Origin of the sequence: Candidatus Thiothrix sulfatifontis (assembly GCA_022828425.1) — a bacterium.
In the GTDB taxonomy this organism is placed as follows: Bacteria; Pseudomonadota; Gammaproteobacteria; order Thiotrichales; family Thiotrichaceae; genus Thiothrix; species Thiothrix sulfatifontis.
The window spans coordinates 3,470,190-3,483,802 of the sequence record CP094685.1 but is presented as its reverse complement, the minus strand read 5'-3'; the positions used below and the strand labels follow the sequence as shown (position 1 = coordinate 3,483,802).

14 protein-coding genes are annotated in these 13,613 nt (G+C 54.3%); 7 read left to right on the top strand and 7 right to left on the bottom strand.

Annotated elements, in window-relative coordinates:
* Positions 1–9: 9 nt before the first annotated feature.
* From L3K52_17435 to L3K52_17410, 6 genes are read right to left on the bottom strand one after another with little or no spacing between them, the layout of a single operon-like run.
* Positions 10–768, bottom strand: a complete 759-nt coding sequence (locus tag L3K52_17435) for a VWA domain-containing protein (GenBank protein ID UOG91947.1) — start codon at positions 766–768, stop codon at positions 10–12.
* Entirely contained in the window at positions 765–1,097 is a 333-nt protein-coding gene (locus L3K52_17430) for a DUF4381 family protein (GenBank protein UOG91946.1), read from the bottom strand. The genes L3K52_17435 and L3K52_17430 overlap by 4 nt, the downstream gene beginning before the upstream one ends.
* Complete coding sequence (locus L3K52_17425) at positions 1,094–2,017, bottom strand: DUF58 domain-containing protein (protein ID UOG91945.1); 924 nt, start codon at positions 2,015–2,017, stop codon at positions 1,094–1,096. Before L3K52_17425 ends, L3K52_17430 begins: the two co-directional genes overlap by 4 nt.
* Before the next feature lie 2 nt (positions 2,018–2,019).
* On the bottom strand, positions 2,020–3,165 hold the full coding sequence (locus L3K52_17420) for a hypothetical protein (GenBank protein UOG91944.1): 1,146 nt from the start codon (positions 3,163–3,165) through the stop codon (positions 2,020–2,022).
* 43 nt (positions 3,166–3,208) lie between these two features.
* A complete protein-coding gene (locus tag L3K52_17415; protein ID UOG91943.1) occupies positions 3,209–4,171 on the bottom strand; it encodes a MoxR family ATPase in 963 nt (320 codons plus the stop codon).
* A 3-nt stretch (positions 4,172–4,174) separates the two neighbouring features.
* On the bottom strand, positions 4,175–5,404 hold the full coding sequence (locus L3K52_17410; GenBank protein UOG91942.1) for an MFS transporter: 1,230 nt from the start codon (positions 5,402–5,404) through the stop codon (positions 4,175–4,177).
* 84 nt (positions 5,405–5,488) lie between these two features.
* On the opposite strand from L3K52_17410, the gene L3K52_17405 reads away from it, so the two are divergent.
* Entirely contained in the window at positions 5,489–6,151 is a 663-nt protein-coding gene (locus tag L3K52_17405) for a metalloregulator ArsR/SmtB family transcription factor (GenBank protein UOG91941.1), read from the top strand.
* Between the two features lie 11 nt (positions 6,152–6,162).
* On the top strand, positions 6,163–6,900 hold the full coding sequence (locus L3K52_17400) for an MBL fold metallo-hydrolase (protein ID UOG91940.1): 738 nt from the start codon (positions 6,163–6,165) through the stop codon (positions 6,898–6,900).
* Between the two features lie 5 nt (positions 6,901–6,905).
* Here L3K52_17400 and L3K52_17395 read toward each other — a convergent pair whose 3' ends face one another.
* A complete protein-coding gene (locus L3K52_17395; protein UOG91939.1) occupies positions 6,906–7,673 on the bottom strand; it encodes an SHOCT domain-containing protein in 768 nt (255 codons plus the stop codon).
* 172 nt (positions 7,674–7,845) lie between these two features.
* Here L3K52_17395 and L3K52_17390 point away from each other — a divergent pair, with 172 nt between their 5' ends.
* The 5 genes from L3K52_17390 to L3K52_17370 all read left to right on the top strand — a co-directional run bounded on the left by L3K52_17390 (position 7,846) and on the right by L3K52_17370 (position 13,601).
* A complete protein-coding gene (locus tag L3K52_17390; protein UOG91938.1) occupies positions 7,846–8,364 on the top strand; it encodes an arsenate reductase ArsC in 519 nt (172 codons plus the stop codon).
* Positions 8,365–8,366: 2 nt separating this feature from the next.
* Positions 8,367–9,446, top strand: coding sequence for an ACR3 family arsenite efflux transporter (arsB, locus tag L3K52_17385; GenBank protein UOG91937.1), 1,080 nt, complete (start codon positions 8,367–8,369; stop codon positions 9,444–9,446).
* The gene (locus tag L3K52_17380) at positions 9,443–9,733 is read left to right on the top strand and encodes a hypothetical protein (protein ID UOG91936.1); all 291 of its coding nucleotides are present in this window, start codon (positions 9,443–9,445) and stop codon (positions 9,731–9,733) included. Before arsB ends, L3K52_17380 begins: the two co-directional genes overlap by 4 nt.
* Before the next feature lie 87 nt (positions 9,734–9,820).
* The gene (locus L3K52_17375) at positions 9,821–12,253 is read left to right on the top strand and encodes a DEAD/DEAH box helicase family protein (GenBank protein UOG91935.1); all 2,433 of its coding nucleotides are present in this window, start codon (positions 9,821–9,823) and stop codon (positions 12,251–12,253) included.
* Positions 12,254–12,326: 73 nt separating this feature from the next.
* Positions 12,327–13,601: an ATP-binding protein gene (locus L3K52_17370; GenBank protein ID UOG91934.1), complete on the top strand. Its 1,275-nt coding sequence runs from the start codon at positions 12,327–12,329 to the stop codon at positions 13,599–13,601.
* The last annotated feature ends 12 nt before the right edge of the window (positions 13,602–13,613 follow it).

Genomic DNA, 13,613 nt, shown 5'->3' with positions numbered 1-13,613 from the left:
GTTGGTAGGCTATCCGCCCGTGTCGCCTTCCATCGTGGCTGCGGTTGAGCCGATGGCGATGGTGTACAGCGGAATGTTGCTTGCGGCGGCGAGGGCAGCGGCGGCTTCGGGGTCTACGCGCCCGATGGATTCGTCGGCATCGGTGAAGAGTACGAAAATGGGTTTGCGTTGTGGCTGTTTGCCTGCTTCCTTGAGCGCGAGGGTGATGGCATCGCCGACGGCACTGACGCGCCCCGCCAGCGTTGGGGTGAGGCGTTGCAGTTGGCGTTGTACTAGCGTTGGGTCGCGGGTGAGTGGCACGAGCAGGTAGGGGTTTTCGGCGAACACGATCATGCCGAGACGTTCGCCTTGCAGACGGTTGGCGAAATCGTGCAATAGGGTTTTGAGGACATCCATGCGGCTGCGCGGCTGTCCGTCAAGGGCGTAGTCGGTGAGGGTCATGCTGATGGATACGTCAACCAATAGCAGAATGTCGCGTTCGGGCGGCAGGTCGGGGAGTTTTGCGCCGCGTTGCACGGGTTGGGCGATGGCTATGGTTAGGCAGAGCCAGAGCCATGTGAAGAGGGCGCGGCGGAGGTGGCGTTGCCATGTGGGGATTTTGGTGGTGGGTAATAGGTGCGCTAGGGGGTGGAGGAAGATTCCCGTTCCTGTGTTGTTCCCTTCGACTTCGCTCAGGGAACGGTCGGTGCGTTGGCTGAGCGAAGTCGAAGCCAACAGTAGCAGCATAGGAATAAGAGCGAGATACGGGGTCAGCCAGTCGATGTTCATCGGGCTTGCTCCAACAGGGTGCGGGCTTCGCGTTTGAGGGTGGCGAAGATGTCGGGGGTGCAGGGTGTTGGGGCGAAGCGGGCGTGGTCGAGAGTGACGGGGGAAGTAAGCCCTGCTTCCCGCAAAATGCTTGCCAGTTTCGCCGGATTTGGGGGTGAATCGGGCAAGCGTTCAAGCTGACACAAAGCACGCGCTACGGGGTGTTGGCGTTTGCGCCACCACGCTAATCCAGCAATTAGCAACAACAGCACAACCAATGTTAGCAGCCACCACACATAATCCGGCAAGGGTGCAGGCGGAAGTTCCAGATCGTGCAGCGTGGTATTCATGTTCCCATCCCGTGCGGCAGTGGTACGGCTAGTTCTGGCGCATCTACCTCCGCAAGTAACTGGGTGTAATGGCAACCCCAGCCACGTAGACGTTGCGCTTGCCCGTCATGCAATGCCGCTGCTTGCTGGCGAAATTGTTCGCGCAAGGCGGGATCAGCGAGATTGACGCGGTGGGTCACGCCATCCAGCCCTTGCAGGTGCAAACGTCCGGCAGCGGGCAATTCGCATTCGGCAGTGTCTAATACTTGCACTGTGAACAGCGGGTGATGATGGAGGAGTTGCAGGATATGTGCCTCACAAGCCGCGTCCAGATCGGTGAAATCGCTCAGCAAATAGACGTGTGTACCGCGCACTAATTGCGCATTGATGAGCGGTAGCAGGGTTGCCAAGGCGGGTTCATCCGTCGGCGGTAATGGTGGGCAAGTTGCTGCGCACTGGCGCACAAATTCCCACACAGCGTGGGTATCGGTGGAGGCAGGAAACCAGTGCGGTTGCGCTTCCAATACCACGCCGGAAACTGCCCAGCCCTGTTGTGTGGCGGCGAACGCGACCAGTGCCGCAACACGGGCGGCTTGCGCAGCTTTGAGACGTACTTTCGTACCGAAGCGCATGGCGTTGCGCCGATCCAGCAGGATGAAGACGGCGGGGCGGCGTTCTTCACGGAATTGTTTGACGTGCGGTTTGCCGGTGCGGGCGGTGACGCTCCAGTGCATAAAGCGCGGTTCATCGCCGGGTTGGTAGGGGCGGCTTTCGGCGTAATCCAGCCCAGCACCGCGATAGCGCGAGGCTACATCACCGGCTTGGCGTTGTTCCAGCAGGTTTTGCAGGGAAGTATCGGCGGCGGCACTGCGGGCGCGTTGGTAAAGGGCTTGCAGTTCGGGTTGGGTGAGGAGTAAGGGAAGCGTATGTGACACCTTCATGCCTAGACCAAACCCTTGCCCCGCAAGCGGCTCATAAACGCCGGACGGCGACTGTACTGATTCGCCAGTGCAATCAACTTAGGTTGAAATACTGGCAATGTCTGCTCGCGTTCTGCCAGTTCGCGCAAATCACTCAAATGACGAACCGCTTGTTCATAGCTTTTGGCATTGCCCTCACTAATCAGATTGTCGATCTCGTGCCATACACGATTTTCCCGCTGCTTCAGTTCATCAAGGTACTGCTGGCGTTTTTGTGCATCGGCTTGGCGTTTTGCTTCGGCTTTGATAGCGGCTTGACGCTGGGCTTCGCGATCAGCCGCTTCCTTACGCGCATCATAAGTGGTTTGCATATCCACAAAGCGACGGCGTGTCGGTTGATGTTGGGTTGTTCCCGTTTGTGTTGGAGTCTGGAACAGGGTTTGTAACCGCCGGTTTAAGTGCGTAGCGAGGTTGGGTTCATGACGACACAGACGCGCCAGAAAATCGTTTTTTTCTGCATCGGGGAGTTGCGTTACCCATGCCTCCGCCTGAAAAGCAGTCTGCTGGAGCGGCGAGCTATTGTCAGCAGCAATGTTGATCATGATCTCATCCACCCCAAACAAGGCCGCAAACCGTTGCTGGGCGTGAGAAAGTTCAGCCAATCCCGCAGGAACGACGGGTTCAAGCGTTTCATCATCCGCTTCTCTTTCTGCTGCTTTTAGCCATGCCAAATACAACACGCGGAAATCTCCCTGCAAGAGTTCATCACGCAAGGACAGCATTTCGTCTAATAATCCATCACCTTCCAGCCAGTCGCCATCCGGCTCTTCTTCGCTAAAATGCAGGTCGATGATGACGTATTCACCGTGTTGGTGATGGTCTATTTCGTCGGAAATAAAATAATCACGCACCGCCGACACGTTAAACAATGCCTTAGGCAGCCTGAACATTAAGCGGTACGTTCCCCAATTGGCGACGTACAACATCATGTCAAAGGTTTCACGCATGAGCTGGGTCACATTGCCCCGAAAATCGCCGTAGTGGTAAACGAATTCGGCACGTTGCGAACTCACCTGCGCACGGCTAGACAAACTGGCAACATTTGCCCTCTGTTCAGCGGTTAACGACTGGTCAATCGCTCGAAAATCATAATATTGGTATTCACTCATGCACTTACTCCTTGTCGTTTGACTATACCACTACGCGAAACTCTCACGGAATCGCCACGCCCGCCAACACCTTGCGCACCACCGCATTCGCATCCACCCCTGCCGCCCGTGCCGCATACCCCAACACCAACCGATGCCGCAACACATCCGGTGCAATCTCCAAAATATCATCCGGCACGACGTATTCCCTGCCACGCAAATACGCCAAGGCGCTGCTGGCTCGCAGCAACGCAATCGACGCACGCGGCGATGCTCCCACCTGCAAATAATCTGCCCACGCTGAATCAAACTGCCCCAAATTACGGGTAGCCCCGACCAGCGCAACAATATACCGCTCCAGTTCCGGTGCAACGTGGACTTCGGCAACTTCGCGGCGGGCTTGCAGGACTTGCTGCGGGTGCAAGGGCGAATGCAGCACGGGTTTATCCGCGCCGTAATGCCGCGCCCGGTCGCGTTGCAAAATCAGCAATTCGTCGTCAGCCGTGGGGTATTGCAGCACCACATGCAGCAAAAAGCGGTCGAGTTGCGCTTCGGGCAAGGGGTACGTGCCGCTTTGTTCCAGCGGGTTTTGCGTTGCCATCACGATGAAGAGTTCGGGCAAGGGGCGGGTCACGCCACCGACGGTGATCTGGTGTTCCTGCATGGCTTCGAGCAGCGCGGATTGCACTTTGGGCGGAGCGCGGTTGATCTCATCCGCCAACACGATTTCGTGGAATAACGGCCCTGCGATAAAGCGGAATGTGCCGTGTTGCGGCTCGAAAATATCCGTTCCGGTCAAATCCCCCGGCATCAAATCCGGTGTGAATTGGATGCGCTGGAAGCTGGCGTGAACTCCGCTGGCGAGCGTGGTGACAGCGGTGGTTTTCGCCAGACCGGGCAGGCTTTCCAGCAGGATATGTCCGCCCGTGAGCAGTGCAATCATTAGGCGGTCGAGCAAAGCGGATTGCCCCACGATCACCTGTTCGAGATGCGAACGCAGTTGCAGGAATTCGGTTTGGGTTTGCATGGGTTACTCCTTGGTGAATGCCAGCGCAACCCACGCGCCGGAGAGCAGCATTGCCACCCCGACTAGCCAGAAGGTTACGTCCAAGCCTTGCGCCCATTGTGCCAGCAAGCCCATGCTCAGCGCACCTACCGCGTACCCGAAGTCGCGCCAGAAACGGTATACGCCGAGCAAGGTGCTGCGTTGTGCGGGTGGGCTAACGTCGGCGACTGCTGCGCCCAGCGTGGGGTAAAGCATCGCCATGCCGAAACCGATTAACCCCGCTTCCAGCGTCCACAGCCATACGGTGTGCGTGAGTACCAGCAGCAATACGCCGATGCCGCACAGCCACATGCCGCCGACAATCAAGGGTTTGCGCCCGAAACGGTCGGAGGCGGGGCCGGTGATGAGTTGGCTTGCACCCCATACCAGCGCGTAGACACCGATGATGGAACTGGCTTGTACGAGGGTGAGGTTTTGCGCGACGAACCAGACGGGGAGGATGATCCATACCAGTGCGTCGGTGAATTTCTCCACCAATCCGGCTTGGTTGAGGGCTAACAGGTTGCGGTTTTGCCAACTGGCGTAGAGGAAGGCTTGACCTAGTGCTGGTTGTAAAGCCGTTCCCTGAGCGAAGTCGAAGGGAACATGAGCCAACGCCCAAGGACGGGTTTCCTTCACCACAAGAACCGCCAAGATCAAGCCCAGCACAATCACCGTTGTGCCAAATAGAAACAAGCCCAACCGTGCGCCGTACACCCCTACCAACCACGCGGTCACAACACCCGCCAGCGCAACCGCCGCATAACCAGAAAACTCATTCATCCCATTGACCAGCCCTTTTTGATTCAGATTGGTCATGTCGAGTTTGCTGTTCAACGTCATCGACCAGCACAAGCCTTGATTGATGCCAAGCAACGCGGTAGCGGCGACGACCCAACCCCAATTCGGCGCGTAAAGCAGCAGAAACGGAATCGGCAACGCCGCCATCCACCCCGCCACCAACACCCGCTTGCGCCCAAAACGGTCGGAAAACCGCCCCGCAAACAGGTTCATCACGGATTTGACTGCGCCGAATACCACCACAAACGTGGTCAGCAAAAAGAACTGTTGCCCTCCCAACCCGAATTCGGTTTCCGCCAATCCGGGGACGACGGTGCGCGTCATACCGATGGTTAAACCGACCAGAAACACCTGTAACAATTGGTGCAAGATTGGCGCAAGATTGGCGTGAATGCCGTGCTGAAGCTGAGGCATGGAGAAAACCTGTGGTGGAAACAGCTTGCAGGATACGCATTGTCATGCAATCATTCAACTCATCAATTGAATGAGAAATCCCTGATGTCAGCCTCCGGTTTCAAACAGCAAGTCAACGCCCAATTCGCCCTGATTGCGCAAGCACTTGCCTCCCCGCAACGCTTGGAAATCCTCGACTACCTCGCACAAGCCGAGCGTAGCGTGGAAGAACTTAGCCAGCTTGCTAACCTCACGGTAGCCAACACCTCGCGGCATTTGCAAACCCTCAAGCAAGCCGCACTGGTGAATGTCCGCACCGACGGCAAACGCCGTTGCTACCGCCTCGCCGGGGATGACGTGGTGCAACTGATTGCCAGTTTGCGACGCACGGCGGAATTGCATCTGGCAGAAGTGGAGCGCCTTGCCCACACCTACCTGACCGACAAACAGGCGATGGAAGCCATTAGCGCGGAAGAATTGCTGACCCGCATTCAGCGCGATGAAGTCACGGTGCTGGATGTGCGCCCCCAAGCCGAATACGCCGCCGGACACATCCCCGGCGCGATTCACCTGCTGCCGGAAGAAGTCGCCGAACGCCTGCACGAACTCGATGACAGCAAAACCATTGTCGCGTATTGCCGAGGGCCGTATTGCGTGTATTCCTACCAGATGGTGCAAGCCTTGCGCGGGCATGGCATTAACGCCGTGCGCCTTGTCGATGGCTTGCCCGAATGGAAAGCCGCTGGATTGCCTGTTCAAACTGTTTAGGAGGATTCTCCATGTTTTTCTTGCAACGTGCTGCACCGTCGAACCCTTCCTCGCTTGCTTATCTGTTTGGCTGTGGCGGTAAAGGTCATGCCATCGCGGTCGATGTCCATGCCGAAGATGTGGAGTGGTTTTTGCAGCAAGCCGCGCAACAGGCGGTGAAAATTGATTACGTGATCGACACACACATCCACGCCGACCACGTATCCGGCGGGCGTGAACTGGCGCAACGTTGCGGCGGGGCGTATTGCTTGCACGAAAGTTCCACGCCGCAGTTTGCCTTTACCGCGCTTAAGGATGGGCAAGTGTTGACCATTGGCAATGTCACTGCGCAAGTGCTGCATACACCGGGGCATACAGCGGATAGCATTTGCTTGCTGGTATCGGATGTGCGCCGCAGTGCTGAACCGTGGTTTTTGTTGAGTGGGCATACGCTGTTTGTGGGCAGTGCGGGACGACCGGATTTGCGTGGTGAAGAAGAACGTATGGGCGGCTTGCTGCACGATTCGCTGTTCAACAAGCGGCTGACGCTGCCGGATCACATCGAAGTTTTCCCCGGTGCGCAAGCGGGTAGCGTGTGTGGGGCGGGGATTTCGGGCAAACCGTCGTCCACGATTGCGTTTGAAAAGCGCTTTAATACGGCGTTGCTGGCAGATAAAACGGCTTTCGTGGCGGCAATTCTCGCCGATTTGCCTCCACAGCCAGAAGGCATGGCGGAGATTATTCGCCGCAATGCCAGTGCGACGTTTTAGCGAATTTACAGCCGCTGGAGCAATTCCGCTTTTTTGCTGGCAAATTCGTCGTCGTTGAGGATGCCTTTTTGCTTCAAATCTGCCAGCCGTTCAATCAGGGCAAAAATATCGCCGTTGTCTGCGGGAGCGTTATTGCTGTTGTTATTATTGCTAACATTGTTGTTGCTTGGGTAGTACGGGGCAGGGGCGGGCGCTGGCACGAAGGGGGCAACGCCATTCACCGACACGATGGGCAATTGGTCAACTGCCACCGTGCCGTATTGACTGCTGAATGTCATGGAATTGTTGCCGCCTTGCTGTTGCGATACGCCGCCGATTTGGTGATCCAGCGTGTTATAAACAGTGACTTGCCCGTTAATATCGACCGCTAAACGGCAGGTAGACGGGAAATAGGCGTAACGGCTGTTGTTTTGTGCGCCGGTAGTGGATGCCATGCCCAGCTCATCCGGCCACCAGTTGCGGCTGCCTTGGGGGTTGCTGGGGTTATTGACTGGCATGAATACCGCTTGTTGCCCGCCTAACAGATTGGACAATTCCACGCACAGGCCGTCGACTTTGGCTTTCAGGCCGTAGTTGAACATATCGCCCACCATGGTCATGCCGCCTTGCATCCACTGCCCGCCGCCGCCGAGTTCGGGGTAGTTGAATTGCGCCATGGTGCCGTTGCCATTCATCACGGCGTACAGCATGTGGGTGACGGCATCGTTGGAAACGCCATAGCGTTGCGCCAAATTATTGATGGCATTTTGTCCGTAATCGGTGAACGTTTGCATGGAATGGCCTCCAAATACCCTCATTATCGAGTGTTCCTAGGGAATTGCAATGTTTTTACTGGCGATTGATTAAGATGACAGCGGCGAAAATATGAATATTCTGTGATGCTGTTTGTGCCATATTTAATATATTCGTTTTAGCGTATACTGTGGGCTTCTTAGCAATCTTGAGATGAGGCATACCATGTTTAATGTTCTGTTTCTTTGCACGGGCAATTCTGCGCGTAGCGTGATGGGGGAAGTTATCCTCAACCGTTTGGGGATGGGTAAATTCAAAGCGTACAGTGCTGGCAGTCACCCGCGTGGCGAAGTACACCCGATGACTGTCGACCTGCTCAAGCGTTTAAACTACGAAACCGCCGAGTTGCGCAGCAAAGATTGGGCAGAATTCGCTACCCCTGATGCCCCCAAGTTGGATTTTGTCTTTACCGTGTGTGACAAAGCTGCGGCGGAAATGTGCCCAGTATGGCCGGGTCAGCCGATGACCGCACATTGGGGCGTACCTGATCCAGCGGAAGTAGAAGGTGACGAAATCACCCGTTTAGCCGCTTTCCGCGAAGCCTACCGTCAGCTTTACAATCGTATTGATATTTTCACCTGTTTGCCGATGAATACATTGGATACATTCGCCCTGCAAAAGCATTTGGACGACATCGGTCAAACCACGCTTGCCTCCGAACAGGGAGCCTAAACATGAGCGCCCAATGTGAAATCACCGCGAAACAAGCTGCTGGCGCGTCGATGGGATTATTTGAACGCTACCTGACCGTGTGGGTGCTGCTGTGCATCGTGGTCGGTATCGCATTGGGTAGCTTATTCCCTGACCTGTTTCAAGCGATCAGCACGCTGGAAGTGGCAAAAGTGAATTTGCCCGTCGCTGCGCTGATCTGGCTAATGATTATTCCGATGTTGTTAAAAATCGACTTTGGCGCGATGCGCGAGGTGGGGCAACACTGGAAAGGCATTGGTGTGACCTTATTCATCAACTGGTTGGTGAAACCGTTTTCGATGGCATTGCTGGGCTGGTTGTTCATCCGCGTGCTGTTTGCCGAATGGCTTCCGGCAGATCAATTGGATAGCTACATTGCTGGGCTAATTTTGTTGGCAGCAGCGCCTTGCACCGCGATGGTGTTTGTGTGGAGCAATCTGTCGAAAGGCGATGCTAATTTCACCCTCTCGCAAGTAGCGTTGAATGACACCATTATGATTGTTGCATTTGCGCCGCTGGTGGGCTTGTTGCTGGGTATTTCGGCAATCAGTGTGCCGTGGGATACGCTGTTTTTGTCGGTACTGATTTATATCGTGATTCCGGTGGCGCTTAGCCAAGTGTTGCGTCAGGTGTTGCTGTCCCAAGGTAAATTGGAAGCCACCCTGCACACGTTGCAACCCGTTTCGCTGGTGGCGTTGTTGGTGACGTTGGTGTTGCTGTTCGGGTTTCAGGGGCAACAGGTGTTGGCGCAACCGCTGATTATTCTGTTGTTGGCGATCCCGATTATCATTCAGGTATATTTTAATTCGATGCTGTCGTATTGGCTGAACCGGCAGTTTGGGGTAGCGCATTGCGTGGCGGCACCTTCCGCGCTGATTGGGGCGAGCAATTTTTTTGAATTGGCGGTGGCAACGGCGATTGCGTTGTTTGGCTTTAATTCCGGGGCAGCGTTGGCAACCGTGGTTGGGGTGTTGGTGGAAGTGCCGGTGATGTTGTCGGTGGTTGCGATTGTTAATCGTAGCCGGGGTTGGTATGAAGCGGGTTTGATAGGAAAACAATCATGAGCGAGCAAACAATTCCCTTACATTCTTCTATCGTCGCGCTGGTATCATTGGCGGCGGGCATTGCGGCGAAACACCCCAGCATGGGGCTGTGCCAAGTGCAGCGGCTGCGTTCCTTGGGCGTGTCGGAAGATCACATCCAAACAGCGGTAGAAATTGCCCGCCATATCCGCGACGAAGCGGCGCAAAAGCTGGATGCGGCGTTTGATGAGCAATTCTCAGGTGCGCCAGTCGTGGAGGCTGGCGGCGCTTGCTGCACGCCGACGGCATCCGGGCAAGCGTGTTGCTGACATCATCAAGGTGTTGATAGCTGTCACAGCTTTATTTTGCACAAAAGGTAAACTGGCACACTCACCCGCCAATTGAGCCGTAGCCGCATGGATAAACGCACCCTCACCGAACGCGATATTTGTACCAAATACATCACGCCCGCGTTGTTGCAAGCGGGTTGGCAACAACACCAATTCCGTGAGGAAGTGATCACGGCGGGGCGCGTTAAAGTATGGGGCAATCTGGCAGTGCGCCTGACCGACCCTGACGTGCAAGGCGGTTTGCGCCGTGCGGATTTTGTGCTGTATGCCCGCCCTAATTTGCCGATTGCGGTGATTGAAGCCAAGCAAAACAAATTTTCCATCGGGCATGGAATTCAGCAAGCACTCGCCTATGCGGAAATGCTGGATGTGCCGTTTGCCTTCAGCTCCAACGGTGATGGTTTTGTGATGCAAGACCGCAGCGGCATTTCGCAACCTGTTATCCAAGAATTCGCGTTGGATCAGTTTCCTACCCTCGCCACCTTGTTGGCGATTTACCTGCAATGGAAAGGTTTAACTGACTTGCCCACCCAGCAGTTATTGGAACAGCCGTATTATTCTGCGCTCCATGCTAACCAACCGCGTTATTACCAGCGCGTGGCGATTAACCGCACCATCGAAGCGGTTGCCAAGGGTCAGCAGCGCATTTTGCTGGTCATGGCAACAGGAACGGGCAAAACCTATACCGCTTTTCAAATCATCTGGGGACTGTGGAAAGCCAAGGCGAAACAGCGCATTTTGTTTCTGGCGGATCGTAACGTGCTAGTCGATCAAACCATGCGGCAGGATTTCGCTCCATTCGGCGAATACATGCACAAGATCGAGAATCGTACTGCCAAAAAGAACTTCGAGATTTACCTATCACTCTACCAAGCGGTCACAGGCAAAGAAGAAGAGCAGCAAATCTACCGCCAATTTCCGGCAGATTTCTTTGATTTGGTAGTGATTGATGAGTGTCATCGCGGCCGTGCGGCGGAAGATTCCTCATGGCGTGAGGTGCTGGATTATTTCAGCAGTGCCACACATTTGGGTTTGACCGCAACACCCAAAGAAGTGAAACCCGCCAAAGGCGACAATGCCGTCAAAGTGCCGGAATTCAACCTCAAGTATTTTGGCAATCCGATCTACACCTATTCGCTGAAGCAAGGCATTGAAGACGGCTTTCTCGCACCATACAAAGTGATTCGGGTCGTGACCGATGCGGACGCGCTTGGCTATACCCCAGAAAAAGGCACAACCGACCGCGATGGCAAAATCGTAGAAAACCGCCAGTACAACACCAAGGATTACGACCGCACGTTGGTGTTAAAACAGCGCACTGCTCTCGTTGCCAAACGGGTGTGGGAGTTCTTAAGCAAAACCGATCCGCTGGCAAAAACCATTGTGTTCTGCGACGACCAAGACCACGCCGAACGGATGCGCCAAGCATTGGTAACGCTGATTCCTGCCGCTGCCAGCAATCGCCGTTACGTGATGCGCATTACCAGCGATGACAAGGAAGGCAAAGCCGAGTTGGAAAACTTTATCGACAATGACCAGCCGTTTCCGGTGATTGCCACCACCTCCAAGCTGTTAACCACGGGGGTGGATGCGAAAACCTGCAAGCTGATTGTGCTGGATCAGAACATCAATTCGATGACCGAATTCAAGCAGATTGTTGGGCGTGGCACACGCATCCGCGAGGATTACCACAAACTGTATTTCACGGTGATGGATTTCAAAAATGCCACGCGCTTGTTTGCCGACAAGGATTTTGACGGCGAGCCAGTGACGGTTTACGAACCCACAGCGGACGAGCCGATTGTTCCACCCGATGATAGCGAACTTCCGCCGTTACCCATCGACGGGTCAGAAGAGGCAGAAGTGCCGCCTTATGGCAAAGGCAAAACGGACACAGGTGGCACGGGCAAACGCGAAAAATACTATCTCGACGACGTGAAAGTGAAACTGGCAACCGAGCAAACCCAATACCTTGATGCCGATGGCAAGCTGGTCACAGGGCAATACCGCGTGTTGCTCAAGCAACAGTTACAAAGCAACTTGCGCGAACAATTCGCTTCACTCGATGATTTTTTGCGGCGTTGGAACAGCGCGGAACGCAAGCAAGCTGTGCTGGATGAATTGCAAGTGCTGGGTGTCACGCTGGAAACCTTGCATGAGGTTATTCCCAACAGCAGCGACATGGATGTGTTTGATTTGATTGCGCACCTTGCGTTTGACCAGAAGCCGCTTACCCGTCAGGAACGCGCCAAACGGGTGAAAAAGCGCGATTATTTCAGCCAATACGGCACAGAAGCGCGGGCGGTGCTGGATACCTTACTGGAAAAATACGCCAGCAACGGCATTCAAAACATCGAAGATCCGCAAGTGTTGGAGATGCCGCCGTTTGATCGTTTTGGCACCAAAATGCAGATTCGGCGCACGATTTTCGGCGGGGTGGCGCAGTACAACCAAGCGGTGACGGCATTGGAGCAGGCGTTGTATCGAAGTGAGGGTTAAAATCTTCAATCTGTTCTTCTGAAAGCGTCTATAATTGGTAAATACTGTTCTTTTTTAGAAGGAAAGAAACGCCATGCAAGCACTCTTTCAGCGGCTCATTACTGATTTTCAGGATGCACCACCCAAACAGGTGATTGCGCGTGAGCAAGTGATCCCCGTGGATAGCCGCAAGATCATTTCCCTGATCGGGGTGCGCCGCTGCGGTAAAACTTACTTGCTGTATGGGCTGATTAATCAACTACGCGCCAGCGTTGACCCGCGTAATATCATCTACTTGAATTTTGAGGATGACCGTCTGCATCCCTTAACCTTGCAAGATTTAGACAGTCTGATGGAAGGTTATTACGCGCTTTACCCCGACAAGCGCACCGAAAAGGTCTACTTGTTCCTTGATGAAATTCAGAATATTCCTGAATGGGAACGCTATGTGCGGCGCATCCACGACACCTTGAATGTACAATTGTTTGTAACAGGTTCATCGTCACGCTTGTTGAGCCAAGAAATTGCTACCAGTTTGCGCGGGCGAACCCTGACGTATGAAGTCTTCCCGTTTTCCTTCCGTGAATATCTGGCTTACCACCAGATTGACGTTAACCTGCATTCATCCCATAGCCGCAGCTACATCCAACACGCTTTCAACAACTATTTGCATCAGGGCGGGTTTGCGGAAACCTTTGGGGAAACACCCGATATTCAGCAGCGCACTTGGCGTGATTATCTGGATTTAATCATCTACCGCGACTTGATCGAACGTTATGACATCAAAAACACCACGTTATTGCGTCATCTGATTCGCTACGCGATGAGCAATATTGGCACACTGATTAGCGTTAACAAGCTGTTTAATGAATACAAAGGGCTGGGGCATAAAGTCAGCAAAGAAACGTTGTACCACTATTTGGGCTATCTGGAAGATGCCTATACCTTGTTCAATGTGTCGATTTTCCGCAATTCAGTCCGCGAGGAACAACATCAACCCCGTAAGATTTACGCGGTGGATAACGGTTTTAAAACGCTGTTGCACACCTCCCTGTCACCGGATTACAGCAAGTTGTATGAGAATCTGGTATTCCTGCATTTACGCCGCCAAAGCCGTGAAGTGTATTACTACAAACAAACGCAGGAAGTGGATTTTTACGTACCGGGCAAGCCATCCCAACTGGTCAATGTGAGCGTGGATATACGCACACCCGCGACATTGGAACGTGAAATCAATGGCTTGCTGGAAGGAATGCGTTATACCGGCTTGGAGGAAGCAACGCTGGTCACGCAAGAACGTGCAGACGTGCTGACTATCGACGGTAAGCGCATTACTATCGTGCCTGCTTGGCAATACTTGCTTCAATAACCTAATCCCCCG